The organism is Pelatocladus sp., from assembly GCF_059505505.1.
The window spans coordinates 1-20,930 of sequence record NZ_JCACKS010000237.1 but is presented as its reverse complement, the minus strand read 5'-3'; the positions used below and the strand labels follow the sequence as shown (position 1 = coordinate 20,930).

Sequence of the window (20,930 nt, the reverse complement as noted above, 5' to 3'; positions counted from 1 at the left end):
ACACTTTACATTTCGCTCTTGATTAGCTTCCGCGAAAATAATAATTACGCTACTGTTTTAATGGATGGTTAACCATTTATTAATATTTTTGCATCCATCCATTTACATAATCCTAGTGACTTGACACCCTCATCAGGAGCAAAGCTAGCATGATTCCCACCCATCCCGTCACTGTGGATGAACAGCCTCTACCAATTAATAATCAAATGATTCATCAGGACACTCGACCAGATAAGCCAGAAGAAGCTTGCGGTGTTTTCGGCATCTATGCACCAGAAGAAGATGTAGCCAAACTCACCTATTTTGGATTATATGCTCTTCAACACCGGGGACAAGAATCTGCGGGCATTGCTACTTTTGATGGTGAACAAGTACATCTGCACAAAGACATGGGTTTAGTATCCCAGGTCTTCAACGAAGGAATTTTGAGCAATTTGCCTGGTCAGATAGGCGTTGGTCATACTCGTTATTCCACCACAGGTTCGAGCCGAAAAGTTAATGCCCAGCCTGCTGTGGTCGATACTTGTTTAGGAAAACTTGCATTGTCACATAATGGCAATTTAGTCAACACAATTGAGTTACGTGAACAGTTACTCCAGAACAACTGTAATTTGGTGACTACAACTGATTCCGAAATGATTGCTTTTGCGATCGCCCAAGAAATAGATGCAGGTCAAAATTGGCTAGAAGGTAGCATTAAAGCTTTTAATCGCCTCAGTGGAGCCTTTAGTCTAGTAATTGGTACACCTGCTGGTTTAATGGGTGTTCGTGACTCCAATGGTATTCGTCCTTTAGTAATTGGTACTTTGAAAAGCGATCCAGTGCGTTATGTGCTTGCTTCTGAAACTTGCGGTTTAGATATCATTGGTGCCGAATACTTACGGGATGTGGAACCAGGTGAATTAGTCTGGATTACACAAGAGGGTTTGGCTTCCTACCACTGGAGTCCGCAGCAGCAACGCAAGCTGTGTATCTTTGAAATGATTTACTTTGCTCGTCCCGATAGTGTCATGCACAACGAAAGCTTGTACACTTACCGGATGCGCTTAGGACGGCAATTAGCAACAGAATCACTTATTGACGCAGATATTGTCATTGGTGTTCCTGACTCTGGAATTCCTGCGGCCATTGGCTTTTCCCAAGCCTCTGGTATTTCTTATGCTGAAGGACTGATTAAAAATCGCTACGTCGGACGTACATTTATCCAGCCTACTCAAACCATGCGCGAGTCAGGAATCCGTATGAAACTTAACCCCCTCAAAGATGTACTTAATGGTAAGCGAGTCATAATTGTCGATGACTCGATTGTACGGGGGACTACTAGTCGCAAACTTGTCAAAACCTTGCGTGAAGCTGGGGCTACAGAAGTACATATGCGAATTTCTTCACCGCCAGTAACTCACCCTTGCTTCTATGGCATTGATACCGATAGTCAAGATCAACTAATCGCAGCGACAAAATCAGTAGCAGAAATTACCAAGCAACTAGAAGTAGATAGCCTTGCCTATCTTAGTTGGGAGGGAATGCTGATAGCAACAGGAGAAGATCCACAAACTTTTTGTTCTGCTTGCTTTACAGGAGATTACCCTGTCGGCATACCAGAGTCACTCAAGGCTTCTAAGTTAATGTTAGAGAAAGTAGTGATCTAATAAATTAGGTAAAAAATGTTTGAAGCACCTCAAACTTTGAGGTGCTTTTTGGTTAAATGACGACCTGTTAGGGAGCATCCCAATTTTTCAAACTTACCTGGCGACTATAAGTCACACGCCAGTCCCAGATTTTTTTGAGGTTAATTTCAGATGTCACTTAAATACTCGGAATATCTTATACATACACACTGGATGAATCACGCCCTACAATTGGCACAAATAGCTGGAGAAACAGGAGAGGTACCCGTTGGAGCTGTTATTATTAATTCATCAGGCAACTTGATTGCTGAAGGTGAAAATCGTAAAGAACGCGACCAAAACCCAACAGCCCATGCAGAAATCCTTGCCCTGAAAGCAGCAGCTAGCAAGTTACAAACTTGGCGTCTGAACCAATGTACTCTCTATGTTACTCTCGAACCTTGTCCGATGTGTGCAGGTGCAATTGTCCAAGCCCGTGTTGGACTTCTTGTCTATGGCGTGGACGACCCAAAAACTGGCGCTATTCGTACTGTTGTTAATATCCCCGATAGTGCGGCTTCTAATCACCGTCTGCGTGTCATTGGAGGCATTTTGGAAACTGCTTGTCGTCAGCAGTTACAAATGTGGTTTGCAAATCGGCGACATCGCACCGAATAACGGACAGAGGTAAAACTGTCCAGCTGGTGCAACACAACTCTAGGAAGAAAATCTACGGTGTATCTAATTCCTATTTTTATTGCTTTTCTAACCTACAGTCAGTTGCCCCGTCATCATGGAACTTCATTCTTGCGACGATCAAATCTGCCACGGAAAACTAGCCCAGACTCCAGTCAATAGTGAGACGGCAATTTCTACTAAGACCTCATGGTTATCTCCTTGGTTAACCCCTCTGGCGTATTTGTTGGGAGGTCATCTTCTACCTTTATTTTTTGGACAAATTAGAATTACTGGACAAGAAAATATCCCCACAACAGGACCTGTGATTCTTGCTCCTACCCATCGCGCTCGGTGGGATTCATTATTGTTACCCTACGCCAGTGGTCGTTGTGTCACAGGTCGGGATTTGCGATTTATGGTGACTATTGATGAATGTCAAGGTTTGCAGGGTTGGTTTGTGCGGCGCTTGGGAGGGTTTCCTGTAGATCCTCAACACCCATCAATTACTACTCTTCGCTATGCAGTGGAATTACTTCAGCGTGGAGAAATGTTGGTTATTTATCCTGAAGGCAATATTTTTCGTGATGGTGAACTTCATCCTCTCAAGTCTGGAATTGCTCGTTTAGCTTTAACTGCTGAATCTACTGACCCAGATTTAGGAGTCAAAATTTTGCCCGTTGGTATCGACTATAGTCAACCTTATCCTGATTGGGGTACTGATGTTAGCATTAACATCGGATCTGTCATTCAAGTAGCAGATTATATCAAGGGTTCTGTAAAACAAGATGCTAAACGTCTGACAATTGATTTAGCAAATGCACTTGAACAATTAAGTCATCATGAATCAACAATTAATACTCATGCGTTTGCAGAAATGCCAAATTGTAATTAGTCATTTGTCTTTTGTCATTTGTCATTTGCGATCAATACAATGACCAATGACTAAATTCCTAAAATTAATTCCCAGCTATTGAGTTTCCCTATATCTTGTAGTGCGTAGTCAATTACCCATAACTGCCAACGTCCTCTGGCTGGTAAAGATAATAACTGTCTCAGGATTGGATGCGATCGCACGGTGTAAGTTGCTTGCAGTTGACTGCGACGACCTAAAGTGCGGCTTTGCAATAATACTAGGTGATTATTGGGCGCTATCAAGTAAATTTCTAAATCACCCAAAAAATCATGGGTAATGTTGACATTGATTTGAATATCTTTGACTAGGCTAGAATCAGATATCGCGATCGCACTTTTGATTCCCTGTTTGTCATTGTCTGGAATCGCGACTTTGTTGTTATTCTCTCCTCTGACAAGCCCAGTAGTGGTTAATGTGGCTGTACGAAGTTTTTGGGCTACTTGTACCGCCCGTAAAGCATTTACCTTTCCATAACCAAACCATTGCGAATGGCCATTCTCGTCATAAGTGCCATAACGCATCTTCAATTGGGGATCTGGCTCCAGGTCAACAATTTTATCGGCGGTTTCTTCTAGAATACGTTTGACTTCTTGGGCGCTTAAGTCTGGATTCACTGACAAAATCAATGCTGCTACACCTGCAACTACGGGGGTAGCACTGGAAGTTCCACCAAAATTGCTAGTAAAATCGCCTGGGTTGTACCCAGCAGCCCCTACTTGGTCTGTTGTTAATATTCCTCGTCCAGATAATGGGGTGGCGATGCTTGGTTGAGTATAAACATAACCTTGGTCTTGAAACCACATTCCTGGTAAAGCATTGTTACTAGGCGCACACACAGAAATATTAGTTCCCCAATTACTATAAGCGGCTTTTTTATTCAAACTCGTGGAAGCAGAAATCGCAATCACATCAGGATGTACCGCAAAACCACTGAGCCACTTAGTATTTCCTTTAACCAAATCTTTTTGCCATCCTTGCTCATTCACAGTACCGCTTACCGGACGGTTGGCATTACCTGCGGAAAAGAAAATTACACAACCTTTGCCATTACGTCCTTGAGTGGCAGCACGGGTAATAACGGCGCGTTGGCGTAAGGAAAGGGGAAAGTAAACAGCCGAGGCTCCCCAACTACAAGAAATTATACTGGCTCCCTTGTCAATCGCCCAATTAAAAATTTCTTCGATTGACTGATCATCTAAAAACCCTGGACTCCGAATTGGCATAAAAGCACAACCAGGGGCAACCCCAGCAATCCCTGTACCATTTTCTTCTGCTATGATTATGCCTGCACAAGCTGTACCGTGACTAGCTTCTTTTTCCTTTGGCAAAGGTAAAAAATCGTTTTCTTTTAAGTCTCTAGGGGCAACAATTTTGCCACTACCTTGAAAATCTGGATGATTTAAATCAAAAGAATCATCCACCACCGCCACGACAACCGAACGAATACCGCGAGTGATATCCCAGGCTTGTTCCACAGCAATATGAGAAGCATTTGCTAACTGATTACCGCCGTTGTGGTTAAGATACCATTGCTGCGGGTAGAGGGGATCACGAGGTTGATAATGGGGTTGCTGATCCGTGATGATGTTGGGTTCAGCAACTACAACTTCTGGTAATGAAATTAATTGATTAGAAATTTTAATAGGGTTTGCCTGTGCTTGTTCACCGACAATGAAAACAAAAGTATTGGGAAGATTAGGAACCGATTTTTGCTGGACTAAGCCAAATTTGGTGGCGATCGCGTTCATTGTGGCGCTATCTACCCAAGCAGCAAATTGAATGGTGATTTGGTCACTCAGATAAACTTTGGTGCTAGGACTATCTTTGATTTGATAAACATGACTAGCAAAAGCCACATTGTTAGAGTCCCGCGCGACGGACATCGCTCCTTCTAACTGGGAAGGTGGAACGGTGAATAAGGCTAGCTGTGCTGTAGGAATATTACCACGCCAATTGCCCCAATTTGCCTGAGATAATACTAGGGGTGAGAGATCATCATGAGGACGGACGGTGAAGCGATCGCTCACCTTTTCTAAGATTAATTCTTCACCACCACGTTGTAAGATAAATCCCTGGCTACTTGCAGGTATTTCTGTGGGAGGATAATCAGAGGAATTTAGGCGATCGTTCATAGCAGTGATTTAAGCTACTGTAAAAAAGCAATGGGAACATGATTTCACCGATTTTCGTTTTAGATCGGAGAAACTATATTCGGTCTCGTGACCATCGTACCTTTTGCAATATGTGGGAAAAGGCTAAAGAGTAAAGGGGAAAGGGATTGTTAAAATTCATTTTTGAAAAAAATAATCCTTTGTCCCTTATCCTCACTTCTTGAAGGAAGTGAAGATCCTAAGTTCCTCCTTACCCTTCTCACCCACTTCTGTAAGCAGTTTATTATGTGGCTTTGTTTTGTTAAAGTCCAAAACAAAGTTAAGATACCCGAAGTTTCTATCCTTTTTTATTGAGTTGTTGCATAAATTTATCCCATGAAGTCTTTAGCTAATGTTCCCTTAATTCGCTTCACTTCTTTATCAGTCATAACAGCCCTCAGTCTGCTGTTACCTGTTCATGCTCAACAAGCACAGATTATAAATATCCCTAACCAAGCACAACCTATTGACCCCAATAATCCTAATAACTTGCGTCCAACAGCCCAAAATAATAGCATTTTAAGCGTTGATGGTGGCAAGCGGTTAATGTCAGAGGCAGGTCAAGCTGTCAATTCCCAAAACTATGATGCAGCTGCTAAGAAACTTCAGGAAGCCAGATCAGTTTTTAATCAGCTATCGAATTTTTATCAAGAACTCAATTCCAGCTTTTCTGGAATTGACAATAGAGTCGCTGATTCCCAACGTAAAATGGCACTAGAAACTGCACAATTGCGTGATGAAGCCACTTATCAACTAGCATTAGTACATCGAGCGCAAAATAAACCGGAATTAGCAGTTCCTTTACTAGTTCAAATTATCAAGAGTCAAAACCCCACACGAGACTTAGGTAAGAAAGCTTATCAGCAACTATTGGAGTTGGGTTTTGTCAATGCACCTTCCTCCACAGGAGGAAACAACACCTCTTCTTCGCCTCAGCCAAAAAAATAATTAAAAAATAATATTTACCATAAGTTCATCCAATAGACCGCCGCCATCAGGTGAGCGGATTTTTGAATGTCTATCTAAACTCCAGATATATATCTTGGTTTGTGAATAGTATTTATACTCAGGTTCCAGAACTCTCAGATTGGCAATGTCTTAGCCTCATTGTTGATAATAATATATAAAGAAGTTTGATTTAGGAATCGCGGTCAACAACCCAAGTCTAAAGACATTGGGCTAAAGCGCCTAAGAATTAGACAATAGTTGACCAGACTAAGTACCTTGCGTACTACGTTATTGGCAAGAGTTAAAGACCTACCAGGGAATGCGTAGCCAGTTCCTTGCTCTAGAACCAAAGGATTAAACAGATTTATTGGGTTAAGCCAGTGTTCTTTGGATAGTACCGACCAATAACATTGTCTAGGCTAACATTACTCCCGCAAGGGAAGGCTCTTAGGGGCAAAACCGTTATGCGTACAGAGTTGCGAGATTTGAAATGGTAATTGTCCCATTGAAAGTGCATTACAAAAGCACACCAAATTAAGTAATTCCCGTGTAATGGATTTAAGGCGGTTAAAACCGCACGTGTCGTTTCCCTCTCAGCCCTTAAGGGACTGAGTTTCCCACATTCCGCGAGGTCTTATGATTAGTCCGCAACAGATTGAGGAAATGATCAAGGCGGAACTGCCCGATGCCCAAGTTCAAGTACAAGACTTGACTGGTGGTGGTGATCACTACCAGGTGACAGTAGTTTCATCGCAGTTCGCAGGTAAAGGATTGGTGCAGCAACACCAGTTAATTTATAGGGCTTTAGGACAAGCTATGTCCAGCGAAGCAATCCATGCTTTAGCACTAAAAACGTATACTCCCGAAACATTTGCTAGTAATAGTCCATAGTCATTTGTCATTTGTTCCAAGTAAATGACCAATGACCAATGACCAATGACCAATGACCAATGACCAATGACCAATGACAACTAGAGAGTAGGAACACAAAAATCATGACACCTGAACTTCAAGAACGTATTGACAGTTTACTCAAAGAAAACAAAATTTTGGTTTTTATGAAGGGAACCAAATTAATGCCCATGTGTGGTTTTTCCAACAATGTTGTGCAGATTTTGAACACATTAGGAGTTCCCTTTGAAACTGTTAATATTTTGGACGACAACGAACTTCGTCAAGGAATAAAAGAATATTCCAACTGGCCAACAATTCCCCAAGTCTATATCAACGGGGAATTTGTCGGTGGTTCAGACATCTTGATTGAACTTTATCAAAAAGGTGAATTGCAGCAAAAGGTAGAAGTCGCTTTAGCTTCTTAGTCATTGATTGGTGGTGAGTGGTTAGTACGGCCGTTCGCTGTCCCCAATACCCAAACCGTGATCCCCGATCCCTAATTACCAAAAATCCCCCCTGTCGAAAAGCTAAAACGTCACAGGGGGGATTCATAAGTAAAAAAATAAAAAATCTCCAAATTTTACACCACTACCATCATTGACGGGGATAGACAACGTGCTATAATTGTCTGCGTCAATCAGGAGTGATCATCTTGTGACTGGTCAAAAGTCACCTGTAGTAATCTGGCTCTGGTTCTGGTAATATCATTGTGAAATTCGATACATCGTATAAATAGCGGGTAGCTTCCTCCTCTAAGCGATGGATCAAATATGGCTCAATGGCGTTACCATGTCGCAGCGCGGCTAGATAACCATCCAAATACATCCGCATATCATCAGTCCGATAACCGCGATTCCATAACTCGACGAAGGCGTCGGTTAGTCTTTGGTAATAGCGGATGGTTTGTGTGTCTTGGAGCATACTGCTGTAAAAATCTCTTTGGAATGAGAATTGTAAATTATTCAAGCTGAAATGTGAAGTACATTTCAGTTTGACATCTATTTAAAATCCCTATCTTCTGCTATGGGGAGTACCCTTGCATGAGTTACAACCTAAACTGATCCTATTCCAGAAAAACATGATTTTGATGTGTTGGTAAGTTATTGTTATATTTTGCTCTCACAACAACATCGTCTTCATATTTGTTGACGCAATTGGTGGTTGTTTGTGCCTGGTAGCATCTGTTTTAATTAAATAGATGGGATATGTCATTGGTTATAAACAAGTTAGCACAATTGCTTTTTTGGTAAATAACACCCTATATTTGGAACGGAATACTTAACTAAAAAAATATTTAGTAATTATAACAAAAATTTAATAATGTTGCCAATTCGTTTCTGGATAAGGCTTTTGATGAAATTTATTGCCACACTGTGCATGAGTAAATTAAAAATTATTAGTAATTGAAGTAGCAAGGGTTACAAAACCTAAGACATAGGCTTTGTTACTTTGAAAGTCATGCACGCTAAGGGGTCTTGCCACCGTGGGTTCGGTTTGTATTGAAATCGTAGAGGGAAATCCCCATCTGAGATCGTTGCTTGGCTGGCACTTGCAACAGCTGGAATATCGAGTGCATCAAGCTGCAAGTATTTATCAGGCTAGGGAAGTTTTTTTAACTCACCATCCAACACTAGTCATTTTAGATGCGGATTTGCCTGATGGAGATGGCATTGAGTTTTGCCGATGGTTGCATCGTCAGCAGCAACCATTGATTTTAATGCTATCTGCGCGCAGTAATGAAGCTGATATAGTTGCTGGCTTGAAAGCGGGGGCGGATGATTACCTGACTAAGCCATTTGGAATGCAGGAATTTTTAGCACGGGTAGAGGCGCTAATACGCCGCAACCGTACACCTGTAGCCCCAGCTTATTTGGATTATGGGAGTTTGCAAATTGATTTAGTGCAACGCCGTGTCCGTTTTCAAGGAGAATTTATAGATTTAACACCGCAGGAATTTAGTTTGTTATATGTTTTAGCACAAGCAGGAGGAGTACCTTTAAGTAGGTCAGAATTGCTGCGACGTGCTTGGCCTGATGCGATCGATAATCCTCGTACCATTGATACTCACGTTTTATCACTGCGGAAAAAAGTAGAACTTGATCCGCGACAACCTAGCTTAATTCAAACCATCCGTAACGTAGGATATAGGTTTAATATGGAGATTTTGAATATCAATTTGCCACAATCACTGACAAAGTTAACGGCAGAAAAATTCAATAATCAACATTCAACAATCAGTAGTTAGAGGTAATACTTGTTAGTTGTTAGTTATTAGTTATTACTTCTTAAGTATTTACTACTAAGAACTATTTACTAACTAACAAATAGCTAACCCCATTCTTCAGTAGTTTGTGTTTGTGCCTGTACCAAGCTTTCTCGTAATTTAGCCCAGTCTATATCAGTAGCACTTTGATTTGCCATTAGCCGTCCTTGTTGTAAGTACAACAGCCGATCGCAAAAAATTTCAGCCATTTCTAGCTGGTGATTTACCATTAAAACTGTAGTTTGACGACTTTGGGCTAATTGAGTAAGAATTGTCATCACACGGGAAGCAGTACCTACATCTAAAGCAGAAGTAGGTTCATCTAATAATAAAATTTGTGGTTGAATGATTAATGCTCGTGCGATCGCGATTAATTGGCGCTGTCCTAAAGAAAGTTGCACTTCCGTTTTTCCTAGCCAGTCATCGGGTATGTGCAGCTGTTCAATCGAGTTACTGACTCTTTGCTGAATAGTCTGTTTAGGCAAACCACGCAAAACCAAAGGATATGCCAAAGCATCTTTGACAGTCATTGCTAGCAGCTTAGACTCTTGGAGAACAAGTGTGATACAAGCACGTAGCTGTAAAACTGGTATTTGACGGTATTCCTGATTATTTAAATATATTTTGCCACTACTTGGTTCACTCAAACGGTTGAGAAGGTGTAATAAATAACTTTTTCCAGCACCAGATGGACCAACAATAGCAATGCGATCGCCCTCAAATACTTCAAAAGAAATATCCTGTAAAATTGGGTATCCTTGCTGTTGACCTTGTAAAGTTGTGTATAAATTAACTTTTTCTAATCTGAGTTTTGCTTTTGGCAAAGTTTCCAATTTGAACCTTTAGTTAATTATGAATGATGAATTATGAATTATGAATTATGAAAAATATGATCTTCAACATTCATAATTTATGATACTTAACTCATTACTAGCTTATAAATTATTCTGTACATCAAAATTTAACCGAAATTACCTTGCGTTATGGCGGTAGCAATTGTCCAACCATCAACCAATAAAAGCAATAAGGTAAAGCCAAATAAAATCAAATACATCCATGGCTGGGCTAAAGGATAAACATCAGTGGTATCTATACCTGTTTTTTGTTGTACCAGTTTTACCATCTGAGCAAAACCCGCCACACGCATGGGCAATAAATAAGCTTTGCCGTCTTTACTGAGAAAATAGTAAACTAGTCCTCCCTGTCCAGTAGTGCGGGGTTTTAACTGTTTTACCTCCGACCAAGGTAACGACCAACCTTTACGAAAAAAACCTGGAACCCAATTTGGATAAGTTACCTGAATCCCTTGGTCATCTAAAATTACACGTTCCGTTAAGACTGCATACAAGCCAATAAAACCAATGCTAATTCCTAGCCAAAATAAGGTCGGTGGAATGGGCGCATTTGTGACTTCAGCTAAAAAAGGTAAAGGTAGGGTTAGCGCTAGATATAAGCTTAAAAGGGTAATCCGAATTAGAGGAGATAGGCGAAAAATTGCAGGCGAAGTATTAACTGAGTTTGCTGTCACGGCTCATTACAATTCTTAACTTTCAACTATATACTAGCTAGAAAATGGGTGTGAGGGTGTAAGGGTTTAGGGGTGTAGGAGGAGTCATACTTTTATAAGTTCGTTGTGTTATTTATCACATGTAGTAATAGCTATGATTAAGCAAAGAGCGCTTCATATCTTACCCATTGTGCCTCGGTTAGACCTTTCATAACTGCCACTGGCGAGTTGCTTACCGTCAGGACTAAATGCGACGCTCGTTGTATTTTTTCGTTAACACAGCGATCAGGAGTAGCTTGTTCAAGTTTGACCTGGTAAATCTAACGCAATTAATAAAGCTTGATTTAATAGAATCATTGCTTCATCACTAAGCATCCCACGTATATGCAAAAAGCGAGTTTTTGATAATACCCGTACCTGATCTGCCATAGCAATAGAGTCGTTGGTTAATCCACCGTCTGGGGATTGAATTAACACCTGAGTGGGATAAAGTCGTTTACCAGTTTGAGAAGTAGTACAGGGAACAGCCAAAACTACTGGACTATAAGCATTAATTGCATCTCGACTAACGATGATAACGGGACGAGTTCCCCCTTGTTCAGAACCTTCAATAGGTTCAAGTCGAGCGTCATACACTTCTCCCCGCTTCATGCTGGAGATTCTTCCAATTGCAAAGCTTCCCAACTCGCTACGGCAAACTCAGCCTCCATCTGTAGTACTTGAGCTTGATATTCTGGATCTTGTGCCATTTCAACCAGTGCTGCATCAATTTCTGCTCGTTTGAGTGCTTTAAGCTCGTGTAGAAGCGCCTGTGCTACAAATTCATTGCGATTCTTAGCTTTTCCTTGGCTAACTACCTTGTCAGCTGCCGCTAAAAGCTCCGCAGGTAGAGTGATTGTCGTGCGGATAGTCTGATTTTTCATAACTATTTTGATGCTTAAACTGATGCAAATAATAGCATCTATTTAAGCATATAGGAATCGTACTTGAATTTTACTAAGTATACTGAGAAACAAACCCTTGTATGGTGTGCTAAATAAATGTTCTTTATCTTGCCACTATTCAGGAAAAAAGCAAAGAATAGAACAACAAAAACCGGGTAAAAGTGGCGAAGTTATTTCATCATCACCTAACAAAGTTGCAACTAAAATTAATCGCGCTTTTTCTCGTCGATAAACTTCTACATGTTTGGTGAAGCGATCAACAATCCAATACTCCCGCACACCTTGAACTGAATAAAGTTTCAGTTTCGCTTCCTTATCTCGCAGTTCGTTTTGTTTACCAGGAGATAAAACCTCTATTATCAACTCTGGTGCGCCGATCAAATGTCCCGCCTCATCTTCAATTTGAGCTAGTCTTTCTCGACTTACCCAAACCACATCTGGTATGACACTATCCGCTTCAGAAAAAATTAAACCAGGAGCAACAACTGTTTCTCCTAAACCACTCGCATCTGACCAAACATCAAGTTGTCGAGCAACTTTAACACAAACTTGTTGATGGCGACGATGAGGAGAGCGAGTCATGAAAAGTTCTCCGTCAATGATTTCATAGCGCGTCCACTCATTTTGAGGTAGAACTTCCAGATCATAAATTGTCCAGCGTACTCCTTCAATAGCTTGGCTCATAATCATCTCTGTCTGGCTTGTTGCCAAGATTTAGTTTGATTTTATCTAATTTAAAAGTCTTTAAATTAAAGCGATCGCATAACTGTTTTGCTCTCAAGGTAAATACTTCTGCACTACACTCCAACCAGTTAACGATACCCAAGCAAAAGCAAAGAATATAGCAATGTTAGCACCGATATGAATCCGTCTAGCCCAAGGATGTCCAACACGAATTTGTGTAGCACTTCCGGCTGATAGTAAAACTAACATCACAGTCGTTAATCCAGCCCAGAGGTGCTGTGAGTGTCCTAAAGAACCAAAGTGACCGTAAGTACCAACAATGCCAATAAGTAGCAATAATAATACCAAACTCACCAGACATATACCGATTTTATAGTGGAGAAAGCGCAACCAGCCTGATTCTCTTTGCTGCAAAGTTCTAGCACGAAACATCCGCATACCCATGATCGCCAAAATTACATAGGCTACTAGTGACAAACCCATCGCCCACGCCGCTATTTTCCACAACCACAAAAATGAAGGTAGATCCATAATTAATGATTGTAGATGGGGATCGGGGATTGAGAGCAGGGATTGGGGACAAGGGGGACAAGGGAGAAAAATTAACTAACTGCTAACCAATGACAAATGACCAAAAATAAAAAAGGGCTGCTAAATTGTGCAACCCTCAAAGAAATTAAACAAATTTTTTTAATCAACGGATGCGAAACCAGATATTGTTAAAGGTTTTGTTGTATCTTCTGTTTTTGTCTTAATAGACTGTACTATCGGTTTTTTATTGATAGAGTCATTTGCTTGTTCTGAGTTTGGCAATTCGTAACTACTAGGTTCGTTAAGTGCAAGGCGATCGCACGGAATTTTATCCGATAAAATAGCACTTGCCATCATACCCGTATGAATCTCAAGTTGAGCTTCAATGGGGGCTTCAAACGCTAGCCTCTGTCCAGGAAAAACAACCCTTTCAAAGTACCAGTTAGGAATGTTCGAGATGCGAGCCACCTGTATTTTGCTCGTGGCATTTACGTAACAGCAGAGAATCTTTCCTGATTGCTCCGGTGGTAGAGGATCTAATATTTGAGCCATAACTGCTGAGGAGCTTTACGCCACAATTTTATCTTACATATAAAAACTAACACTGATTGATCCCCAGTTGCTGTAACTCCGACTACCAACTGAAGTTTTCTAAATTATTTTCTACCTAAAGAAATACAAATTTTTAGTTATGAATTTTTCGTAAAATTTTATGCCTTTTTTGCAATTATATATTAAGTGTGAACAATTCATCAATACTTTAGAGGGAAGTCAATTAGAGCCAACTCTTACGAACGAAGGATTGGGAACTTCCAAATAAAAAAACATCCCGTTGTACCAGAGACGACTTGGAGATCAACAGACGAAGAAATCGCCTTCGGTAAAAATTGGATAATTTATTTTTTGGAGTTCCCTTAGACCAAAAGAAACAGCTTTTTTGCTCTTGTTTATTTCGTGATCCCATTTCATAAGGAATAGTTTAGTTGCTTTCATTAACCTTAAGAGCTAGTTTTTATTTTTTCTTTTCAGACTAAGCAGTGCAGATGCTCGCTTATAGAGTGAAGTCGATGTTATTGTAAAGCTATAGATATACTAATTTCATAAAATGTTATCCATGCTATGCATTTGTGATACAGGGCAACATTGGCTATTTTCATCATCACTTAAACCAAGCCATGAAAATCAGTAATCGTCATTAATATCAAGAATGTCAAGGACGATTTTGATACAAACACTAAAACCAAAACCAGCGACTACAGAATCAAAGTTTGCTCTTTTACCCCAGAAAAACGGCAAGATGGAAGCTCAAACATTCAATAAAATTCTCTATGTTCGCCTTCCGTGTAACCCCATCTTTCCTATTGGGGTTGTATACCTTAGCGATCATGTCCACAAGCAATTTCCTAACATTGAACAGCGTATCTTTGATTTAGGAACAGTACCACCTTTGGATTATGCTAAAGCTCTAGATGGCTGTATCGATGAATTTCAGCCGACACTGTTAGTGTTCTCGTGGCGGGATATCCAAATTTATGCGCCAGTAGGTGGACGTGGTGGTAATCCATTGCAGTATACCTTTGAGTTTTTCTACTCTCGCAATCCATTTCTCAAGCTACAGGGAGCCTTTGGTTTGCTGCGGATAGCATCGGGATACTACGGCGAACTGTGGCGGAATCTAGGATTACTGAAGCGGGGTATCAAACGCGCTCAACGTTATCAGCCGAATGCTCGTGTAATTGTTGGTGGTGGTGCTGTCAGCGTCTTTTACGAACAGCTAGGTAAAAGCTTACCAAACCAGACTATTGTCTCTGTAGGTGAAGGGGAAACTTTGCTGACAAAACTACTTAGCGGACAAGAATTTCGGGATGAAAGATGCTATGTGGTTGGAGAAGATCAACCACGCGATCGCCTCATTCATGAACAACCCACACCATTAGAGAAAACTGCTTGTAACTACGACTACATCGAAACCATCTGGCCAGAATTTAAATATTACCTCCAAGACGGAGACTTTTACATCGGTGTCCAAACCAAACGTGGTTGTCCTCACAACTGCTGCTATTGTATTTACACCGTTGTGGAAGGTAAACAGGTACGCATTAACCCCGCCGATGAAGTTGTTGCTGAAATGCGACAGTTATACGATCGCGGTGTTCGCAATTTCTGGTTTACTGACGCCCAATTTATCCCAGCCCGTAAATTTATTGCTGATGCTGTTGAACTTTTACAAAAAATCGTCGATTCTGGAATGGAAGACATTCACTGGGCAGCATACATCCGGGCTGATAATCTCACTCCCCAATTGTGTGATCTGATGGTGAAAACTGGGATGAACTATTTTGAAATTGGTATCACCAGTGGTTCTCAAGAATTAGTGCGGAAAATGCGGATGGGCTACAATCTCCGTAATGTTTTGCAAAACTGTCGGGATTTAAAAGCAGCTGGGTTTAACGATTTAGTTTCCGTCAATTATTCTTTTAATGTGATTGATGAACGTCCGGAAACAATTCGCCAAACCATCGCCTATCACCGCGAACTGGAACGGATTTTTGGGGTAGATAAAGTCGAACCTGCGATCTTTTTTATTGGACTACAACCCCACACTCACCTCGAAGAATATGCTTTCAAAGAAAATATTCTCAAACCAGGGTATGATCCGATGAACATCACACCTTGGACTGTCCAAAAGATGCTGTGGAACCCAGAACCCCTTGGTTCGTTCTTTGGCGAAGTTTGCTTGCAAGCTTGGCGACAAAATCCCAATGACTTTGGACGCGAAGTCATGAAAATATTAGAGGAAAAACTGGGTTGTGGTGAACTAGAAGAAGCACTTTCTGCACCCATTGAGCCAAAACCAAAACAATTGGTGGGTGTTTAGGAACTTCCAAGTAAAAAAATATCCCATTGCTTTTAGAGCGGAGGAGAAGGGTGAAATCAGGTAGAGGGGGAGTTTTGACGAATATTAGCACTCTAAGTAGATAGCATAATTTAGTCTCAGACAGTAAACTAAAGTGTCATAAGCCCTGATTTCACCCTCTGCCGTTCAGCACCCTTTGCGGTTCGTTTAATCAAACCTCATGTTACAAGGTTCAATACTCCAACAACTGGAAATAGCTCATCGCCATAGCAAAAGACCAATTAGATTCGGAGTGTACTATAAAAACACCCTAGTCGCTCTGTGTCATGCCCTAGAAGATCACATATTAAATGATGTCACCTCACCCTTGGTAATTACCGCCTTTGAACAGGGGAAATGGTATCTTCAAGAAGCACAAAGATATGCAGATATCGCCAAAAAATCCGGTCACGTAGCCATAATGGCAGCCCCGGATACTGGCTGGGCAGAACATCCTACAAGTCAATTACCTAATGTTGATCTAGTTGCTTTAGATCCAGCCGATCCAGTAGCTCAGGAATGGCACTTGATTATCCTATCACCAAAATACACAGCAATGGTAATTTGTCAAGAATTATCAGAGGCTGATTATGGTGCTTCTGGATTGCCTGCGTCGGACTTAGAACGAAAATTTTACGGCTTGTGGACATTTGAACCAGAATTAGTCAAAGAAACAGCCGCATTGGCGATCGCTCACATTCAACGCTACAACCCAGAATTAGCAGCACAACTCACTGTCTATAAAGAAGCGATTCAGCCTAGCTTGGCTACATCAGAAGAATTGAGTGCGGTAGTTTCCCGTGTAGTTGATTACCTCCAAACCGGACAAGAAAACATCTCTGTTCCTACCAACATACGCCACCAAGCCCTAGATAGTAACTTAATTTCCAATGAAATCCAGGCATTTTTGCGGATGGCGCAAATCATAGATGCTGCTGATATTACCAATCCCATGGCAGCAGCAGAAGTTGTGACGCTGGTAGAAACAATGGGACAACTTTTAGATTTGCCCGCATGGCAGATCAAAAGATTGCGCCTAGCTGGATTACTACACCGTTTAGATCCATTGCAAAGAGTAGAAAGCGTACTAACTCCCAGTAGTACTACTTATTACCAAGAAGATGCACCCAGTTGTCCTTTAACTTGTCCTCTTGTACCAGGAGCGCAGGTACTGCGAACTATGCCACGACTACGAGCCATAGCACAAATTATTACTCACCAAACCGAGTATTGGGATGGAAGTGGTGAACCTGCGGGATTAGCTGGTGATGAAATTCCTCTAGAATCGAGAATTTTGGCACTCATTGTGGAATTTCAGTGGCGAGTGCATCAAAAACAATCATCTCAGTTGAGTCGTGAAGAAATCATTAATCAAGCTTTAGAAGAATGCAGACAACAATCACGACGCTTTGATCCAAAATTGATAGATACCTTGATACTATTAGTCATGGGTTTACAACAAGGACTAGAGTTACCTACAATTACACCCAAACTCAGCGTTGGTATGTGGTTGTTAGATTCTCGACTCGATAGTGAAACCAAAACTAGTGTCGAAATAAATCAAAATTTCCGTATCCAATAAGTGCTTTTTTTGGTTAGTGTTTTTTGTCGGTTAGTTATTAAATAATGTTTTAACTAACCACATAAACGTTTTAGCAGTTTCCCCCTAGAGTAGGACACTTAGACGCGCTAGCGGCTTCCCGCTAGGGTAAATCACAAAGAGATTTTTTATAGATTTTATGAATATAGAAGCTATTAAATCAGGAAAAATTAAGCATTTAGCAGGAGCTAATTTAGAAGATGAGGATTTATCAAATTTGGATTTAAACCGCATTAATTTTGCTGGTGCTACTCTTGTGGGTACAAATTTCACTGCTTCTAAACTTGAAGGTGGTCATTTGGAAGGTGCTAATTTGATGGGAGCAAACCTACAAGCAACTGATTTGCGGGCAAATTTGCTGGGCGCGAACTTGATGCAAGCAGATTTGACAGGTGCTGACTTAAGGGGTAGCAATTTACGTGGTGCTAATTTAATGGGGGCGAAACTGAGTGAAGTGTCTTTTGCTGGTGCTTTCTTGAGTGGTGCAAATTTGATGAACGTCAACTTACAAGGGGTTGACTTACGGGGTGCTGATTTACGAGGAGCTAACCTGACGGGGGCGAATCTCAAAGGCGCAGATTTAAGCCGTGCAGATTTGCAAGGGGCGTTGTTGAGTGAAGCAAATTTAGAAGAAGCAGATATGAGAGAAGCTAATCTGTCAGGAGCAAACTTGACAAGTGCAAATTTACTGTGTGCAGAGTTAGAAGGGGCGAATTTAAATGGAATAAATTTAGATCGGGCTTGTTTGGTAGGGACAATGGCTGAAGTTGCTTCGTAAACAAAAGTAACTAAAATATTATTTTTCCAGTAATTAAAAGGTTGAGCATTGATGTTGATTAACACAATGAGATTAGTGTTTAGATCTACTGGTTCAACCTTATGCTGGTCAATGGAACAATCCTGTGTAATCACTACCAGATAGTCCAACAACTGGGAAGTGGTGGGTTTGCTGACACTTATTTGGCAAGCGAAAATTTGCGAACTCTAGCGACTTTTCTGAAGGACTAGCAGCAGTTAGGATTAGTGATAAAGTAGGCTATGTAAACAAAAGTGGTAACGTTGTCATTCAGCCACAATTTGATTACGGTGGTGACTTTTATGAAGGGCTAGCGTGGATAAAGGTAAACGGAAAGAGTGGCTATATTGATAAGAGTGGTAAAGTCGTCATTAAACCACAATTTGATAACCGTTTTAACTTCTCCGATGGGCTAGCAGCAGTGAAGAATAACGGCAAGTGGGGATATATTGACAACAGAGGCAACGTAGTAATAGAACTGCAATTTGATCATGGTTATAAATTCTCTGAAGGATTAGCAGGGGTAAAGATTAATGGCAAATGGGGTTATATCAACAAAAGTGGAACAATAGTTATCCAGCCACAATTTACTGATGCTTACAACTTTTTTGAAGAACTAGCTTTAGTAAAGGTTGGTAACAGGTGGGGCTATATTAACAAAAATGGTAATTTCGTTATTCAACCACAATTTGAGGATGCTGGAGGCTTTTACGAAGGGCTAGCCTGGGTACAGGTTGGTGACAAATATGGTTATATTCGCAATCCCTTAAAGAGTCAGTAATTACTTAAAAAGTAAAAAGAACCAAGTAAAAAGTAAAAATAAAGATGAATTCAATATTTCTTTTTACTTTTGCCTTTTAACTTTTAACTTGTTTCTTGCACTACGTGTCTCGTAGACGCGGAGCGGCTTCTTGTAGAGCAACAAATCTTTATCTTCTTTTTCATGAATAAATTCAGGCGGCTCAAGACCGATTTTATTCTTCTTTCTTTTGCCTTTTAACTTTTTACTTTTGCCTTATTCGGTCAATATTTCAATATTTCAATTTTTGATATTGAATTTTGCATTTTTAGATCCATCTATGTCAACTGTGGATGCTTTTCCCTTCATCCAAAATGCCAATACACCCATTAATACTAACCCCATGACTCCCATCAAAGGATTTTTATTTACCCCAGTCACCCAATCAGGAACCCGATTCGTATATTCAATTAATCCGCCAATATTAATGATATAATAACCCCAAACTATACCCCCATGTAAACCAATAGGTAATCCCAAACGCCCCCGTCGCCAGCGCTTTCCCCATACCTGCGTCAATCCCAGCAGCACCAGAGCCGGAAGTTGTGGCAATGTGTGAATAATCGCTTCCAAAGGCTTAATAAAATGCGATACCCCATAAATTATTGCACTTGTCCAAAGTGCTACAGGGGGAGAATAATCTCGCTGCAATTCATCTAATAACCAGCCTCGAAATAACAATTCTTCGACAAACCCAATACCCAAACCTGTAAGAGAACCTTCTAATACTACTTTTAATAAAAAACTTTTGGGTTGTTGCCACACCAAAAATCCTAACAACCCTTCTAAACCAAATAAAATCAAAATGCTAATTAATCCTATAGCTAAACCCTGTAGTAAATCTACTCCGTTTAATCGCGTAAACTGTAAACCGTAGTGCTGTAAAATCTGAGGTTGCTTGTAAACTTGGTTGCCCCATATTCTGAGTAGAAAAATAAATTCTACATACAGTAGTACCATTGTTAAAATACTTACTAAGTTAGCATCAGATACTAATAAATATATTGGTATGGCAAAAGGCAACCACAGCACTAATAAAACCACAAGAAAACAACCCAGCCTGATGAATACAGAATGCTGGGCTAAAAAAGCAAGGTTTATTTTCATACCAAATTGGCTAGACTTTTAAGAATTTCAGCTAGTTTATCAATAATGTTCTCACTTATAGACCAACTTGGTTTTAAAATTTGGGAGTGATCACAGCGATCGCTGATAACTATTCACTGATTTATTCTTCTGGTTCAATTGTACTAACCAACCCATGATTTTTTAAAGTCTCACAATAAAACTCAGCAGGCTCCTGAGCACAAGTAATGACTAAAGCAAGACCATTGCTATGGGCCTCCATCATGATGCTAACAGCCTGTGGTTGAGTAAGGCTGGGTACCGTAGTTAATAGAACCTGCACTACATACTCCATAGTGTTGTAGTCGTCGTTATGGAGCAAAACGCGATATTGAGGCGCTAGTTTTCTGGAAGTTGAAGGCTTCTGTTTGGTTTCGACTGACACGGCTGCTTGCTCTACTGGTAATTTACTACAACAAGTTTTTTATCTAGAGATTGCTTACTAGAGTTAGCTTTACAGTTACTTATGAATTATTGTATAGCACCAAAAAGGTTGTTGGTAGTAATTGGTTAGTTGTTAGTCATTTGTCATTGGGCAATAAGTAAGTGAACTACCCAACGCTGACCTTACGGTACAGCGTGGGCTTCTGTACTC

Annotated in this window: 22 protein-coding genes; 11 read left to right on the top strand and 11 right to left on the bottom strand. The window is 40.6% G+C overall.

What is annotated here, in order from left to right; translation table 11 throughout:
* The first annotated feature begins 149 nt into the window (after window positions 1-149).
* The 3 genes from purF (at window position 150) to AC5JMK_RS23415 (ending at window position 3,177) form a co-directional block, all read left to right on the top strand.
* On the top strand, window positions 150-1,649 hold the full coding sequence (gene purF, locus AC5JMK_RS23425; protein WP_096674928.1) for an amidophosphoribosyltransferase: 1,500 nt from the start codon (window positions 150-152) through the stop codon (window positions 1,647-1,649).
* Between the two features lie 150 nt (window positions 1,650-1,799).
* Window positions 1,800-2,285, top strand: coding sequence for a tRNA adenosine(34) deaminase TadA (tadA, locus tag AC5JMK_RS23420; RefSeq protein WP_495911145.1), 486 nt, complete (start codon window positions 1,800-1,802; stop codon window positions 2,283-2,285).
* Between the two features lie 115 nt (window positions 2,286-2,400).
* Window positions 2,401-3,177, top strand: coding sequence for a lysophospholipid acyltransferase family protein (locus tag AC5JMK_RS23415; RefSeq protein WP_096674926.1), 777 nt, complete (start codon window positions 2,401-2,403; stop codon window positions 3,175-3,177).
* 50 nt (window positions 3,178-3,227) lie between these two features.
* Here the strand turns inward: AC5JMK_RS23415 and AC5JMK_RS23410 are convergent, their stop codons facing one another.
* Window positions 3,228-5,330, bottom strand: coding sequence for a S8 family serine peptidase (locus AC5JMK_RS23410; protein WP_495911144.1), 2,103 nt, complete (start codon window positions 5,328-5,330; stop codon window positions 3,228-3,230).
* Between the two features lie 354 nt (window positions 5,331-5,684).
* Here AC5JMK_RS23410 and AC5JMK_RS23405 point away from each other — a divergent pair, with 354 nt between their 5' ends.
* The 3 genes from AC5JMK_RS23405 to grxD all read left to right on the top strand — a co-directional run bounded on the left by AC5JMK_RS23405 (window position 5,685) and on the right by grxD (window position 7,615).
* Window positions 5,685-6,296, top strand: a complete 612-nt coding sequence (locus AC5JMK_RS23405; protein ID WP_096674924.1) for a hypothetical protein — start codon at window positions 5,685-5,687, stop codon at window positions 6,294-6,296.
* A 636-nt stretch (window positions 6,297-6,932) separates the two neighbouring features.
* Complete coding sequence (locus AC5JMK_RS23400; protein ID WP_096674923.1) at window positions 6,933-7,187, top strand: BolA family protein; 255 nt, start codon at window positions 6,933-6,935, stop codon at window positions 7,185-7,187.
* 104 nt (window positions 7,188-7,291) lie between these two features.
* On the top strand, window positions 7,292-7,615 hold the full coding sequence (grxD, locus tag AC5JMK_RS23395) for a Grx4 family monothiol glutaredoxin (RefSeq protein ID WP_096674922.1): 324 nt from the start codon (window positions 7,292-7,294) through the stop codon (window positions 7,613-7,615).
* 244 nt (window positions 7,616-7,859) lie between these two features.
* Here the strand turns inward: grxD and AC5JMK_RS23390 are convergent, their stop codons facing one another.
* Window positions 7,860-8,111 (bottom strand): DUF6761 family protein, encoded by a 252-nt coding sequence (locus AC5JMK_RS23390; protein ID WP_096674921.1) that lies wholly within the window; start codon window positions 8,109-8,111, stop codon window positions 7,860-7,862.
* A gap of 562 nt (window positions 8,112-8,673) precedes the next feature.
* On the opposite strand from AC5JMK_RS23390, the gene AC5JMK_RS23385 reads away from it, so the two are divergent.
* Window positions 8,674-9,435, top strand: coding sequence for a response regulator transcription factor (locus AC5JMK_RS23385; protein WP_096674920.1), 762 nt, complete (start codon window positions 8,674-8,676; stop codon window positions 9,433-9,435).
* 83 nt (window positions 9,436-9,518) lie between these two features.
* Here the strand turns inward: AC5JMK_RS23385 and AC5JMK_RS23380 are convergent, their stop codons facing one another.
* The 7 genes from AC5JMK_RS23380 to AC5JMK_RS23350 form a co-directional block, all read right to left on the bottom strand.
* On the bottom strand, window positions 9,519-10,286 hold the full coding sequence (locus AC5JMK_RS23380; RefSeq protein WP_096674919.1) for an ABC transporter ATP-binding protein: 768 nt from the start codon (window positions 10,284-10,286) through the stop codon (window positions 9,519-9,521).
* A 128-nt stretch (window positions 10,287-10,414) separates the two neighbouring features.
* Window positions 10,415-10,981, bottom strand: coding sequence for a hypothetical protein (locus tag AC5JMK_RS23375; protein WP_096674918.1), 567 nt, complete (start codon window positions 10,979-10,981; stop codon window positions 10,415-10,417).
* Window positions 10,982-11,260: 279 nt separating this feature from the next.
* Window positions 11,261-11,611 (bottom strand): type II toxin-antitoxin system PemK/MazF family toxin, encoded by a 351-nt coding sequence (locus tag AC5JMK_RS23370; protein ID WP_495911143.1) that lies wholly within the window; start codon window positions 11,609-11,611, stop codon window positions 11,261-11,263.
* Complete coding sequence (locus AC5JMK_RS23365; protein ID WP_495911142.1) at window positions 11,608-11,883, bottom strand: ribbon-helix-helix domain-containing protein; 276 nt, start codon at window positions 11,881-11,883, stop codon at window positions 11,608-11,610. Before AC5JMK_RS23365 ends, AC5JMK_RS23370 begins: the two co-directional genes overlap by 4 nt.
* A gap of 135 nt (window positions 11,884-12,018) precedes the next feature.
* Window positions 12,019-12,588: a Uma2 family endonuclease gene (locus AC5JMK_RS23360; RefSeq protein WP_495911150.1), complete on the bottom strand. Its 570-nt coding sequence runs from the start codon at window positions 12,586-12,588 to the stop codon at window positions 12,019-12,021.
* Between the two features lie 93 nt (window positions 12,589-12,681).
* A complete protein-coding gene (locus AC5JMK_RS23355; protein ID WP_096674917.1) occupies window positions 12,682-13,119 on the bottom strand; it encodes a DUF4079 domain-containing protein in 438 nt (145 codons plus the stop codon).
* A gap of 159 nt (window positions 13,120-13,278) precedes the next feature.
* Window positions 13,279-13,671 (bottom strand): DUF1830 domain-containing protein, encoded by a 393-nt coding sequence (locus tag AC5JMK_RS23350; protein ID WP_096674916.1) that lies wholly within the window; start codon window positions 13,669-13,671, stop codon window positions 13,279-13,281.
* Window positions 13,672-14,416: 745 nt separating this feature from the next.
* Between AC5JMK_RS23350 and AC5JMK_RS23345 the strand changes: the two genes are divergently transcribed.
* The 4 genes from AC5JMK_RS23345 (at window position 14,417) to AC5JMK_RS23330 (ending at window position 19,192) form a co-directional block, all read left to right on the top strand.
* Entirely contained in the window at window positions 14,417-15,997 is a 1,581-nt protein-coding gene (locus AC5JMK_RS23345; protein WP_096678805.1) for a photosystem II high light acclimation radical SAM protein, read from the top strand.
* Window positions 15,998-16,196: 199 nt separating this feature from the next.
* A complete protein-coding gene (locus tag AC5JMK_RS23340; RefSeq protein ID WP_096674915.1) occupies window positions 16,197-17,597 on the top strand; it encodes a DICT sensory domain-containing protein in 1,401 nt (466 codons plus the stop codon).
* A 157-nt stretch (window positions 17,598-17,754) separates the two neighbouring features.
* Window positions 17,755-18,393, top strand: coding sequence for a pentapeptide repeat-containing protein (locus tag AC5JMK_RS23335; protein ID WP_096674914.1), 639 nt, complete (start codon window positions 17,755-17,757; stop codon window positions 18,391-18,393).
* 241 nt (window positions 18,394-18,634) lie between these two features.
* Window positions 18,635-19,192 (top strand): WG repeat-containing protein, encoded by a 558-nt coding sequence (locus AC5JMK_RS23330; RefSeq protein WP_096674913.1) that lies wholly within the window; start codon window positions 18,635-18,637, stop codon window positions 19,190-19,192.
* A 258-nt stretch (window positions 19,193-19,450) separates the two neighbouring features.
* Here AC5JMK_RS23330 and AC5JMK_RS23325 read toward each other — a convergent pair whose 3' ends face one another.
* Together AC5JMK_RS23325 and clpS are read right to left on the bottom strand one after the other, a co-directional pair.
* Window positions 19,451-20,317 carry a CPBP family intramembrane glutamic endopeptidase gene (locus AC5JMK_RS23325; protein ID WP_096674912.1) on the bottom strand — a complete coding sequence of 289 codons (867 nt, stop codon included), beginning with the start codon at window positions 20,315-20,317 and terminating at the stop codon, window positions 19,451-19,453.
* Window positions 20,318-20,438: 121 nt separating this feature from the next.
* Window positions 20,439-20,720 carry an ATP-dependent Clp protease adapter ClpS gene (clpS, locus tag AC5JMK_RS23320; RefSeq protein WP_096674911.1) on the bottom strand — a complete coding sequence of 94 codons (282 nt, stop codon included), beginning with the start codon at window positions 20,718-20,720 and terminating at the stop codon, window positions 20,439-20,441.
* Between the last annotated feature and the right edge of the window lie 210 nt (window positions 20,721-20,930).

Excerpts from the sequence above, each read along its gene's own strand:
- tadA (WP_495911145.1), top strand. The coding sequence starts at position 1,800 with ATGTCACTTAAATACTCGGAATATCTTATACATACACACTGGATGAAT.
- AC5JMK_RS23415 (WP_096674926.1), top strand. The coding sequence starts at position 2,401 with ATGGAACTTCATTCTTGCGACGATCAAATCTGCCACGGAAAACTAGCC.
- AC5JMK_RS23345 (WP_096678805.1), top strand. The coding sequence starts at position 14,417 with ATGGAAGCTCAAACATTCAATAAAATTCTCTATGTTCGCCTTCCGTGT.
- grxD (WP_096674922.1), top strand. The coding sequence starts at position 7,292 with ATGACACCTGAACTTCAAGAACGTATTGACAGTTTACTCAAAGAAAAC.
- AC5JMK_RS23340 (WP_096674915.1), top strand. The coding sequence starts at position 16,197 with ATGTTACAAGGTTCAATACTCCAACAACTGGAAATAGCTCATCGCCAT.
- AC5JMK_RS23335 (WP_096674914.1), top strand. The coding sequence starts at position 17,755 with ATGAATATAGAAGCTATTAAATCAGGAAAAATTAAGCATTTAGCAGGA.
- AC5JMK_RS23365 (WP_495911142.1), bottom strand. The coding sequence starts at position 11,883 with ATGAAAAATCAGACTATCCGCACGACAATCACTCTACCTGCGGAGCTT.
- AC5JMK_RS23400 (WP_096674923.1), top strand. The coding sequence starts at position 6,933 with ATGATTAGTCCGCAACAGATTGAGGAAATGATCAAGGCGGAACTGCCC.
- AC5JMK_RS23325 (WP_096674912.1), bottom strand. The coding sequence starts at position 20,317 with ATGAAAATAAACCTTGCTTTTTTAGCCCAGCATTCTGTATTCATCAGG.
- AC5JMK_RS23350 (WP_096674916.1), bottom strand. The coding sequence starts at position 13,671 with ATGGCTCAAATATTAGATCCTCTACCACCGGAGCAATCAGGAAAGATT.
- AC5JMK_RS23370 (WP_495911143.1), bottom strand. The coding sequence starts at position 11,611 with ATGAAGCGGGGAGAAGTGTATGACGCTCGACTTGAACCTATTGAAGGT.
- AC5JMK_RS23360 (WP_495911150.1), bottom strand. The coding sequence starts at position 12,588 with ATGAGCCAAGCTATTGAAGGAGTACGCTGGACAATTTATGATCTGGAA.
- AC5JMK_RS23410 (WP_495911144.1), bottom strand. The coding sequence starts at position 5,330 with ATGAACGATCGCCTAAATTCCTCTGATTATCCTCCCACAGAAATACCT.
- AC5JMK_RS23405 (WP_096674924.1), top strand. The coding sequence starts at position 5,685 with ATGAAGTCTTTAGCTAATGTTCCCTTAATTCGCTTCACTTCTTTATCA.
- AC5JMK_RS23355 (WP_096674917.1), bottom strand. The coding sequence starts at position 13,119 with ATGGATCTACCTTCATTTTTGTGGTTGTGGAAAATAGCGGCGTGGGCG.
- purF (WP_096674928.1), top strand. The coding sequence starts at position 150 with ATGATTCCCACCCATCCCGTCACTGTGGATGAACAGCCTCTACCAATT.
- AC5JMK_RS23390 (WP_096674921.1), bottom strand. The coding sequence starts at position 8,111 with ATGCTCCAAGACACACAAACCATCCGCTATTACCAAAGACTAACCGAC.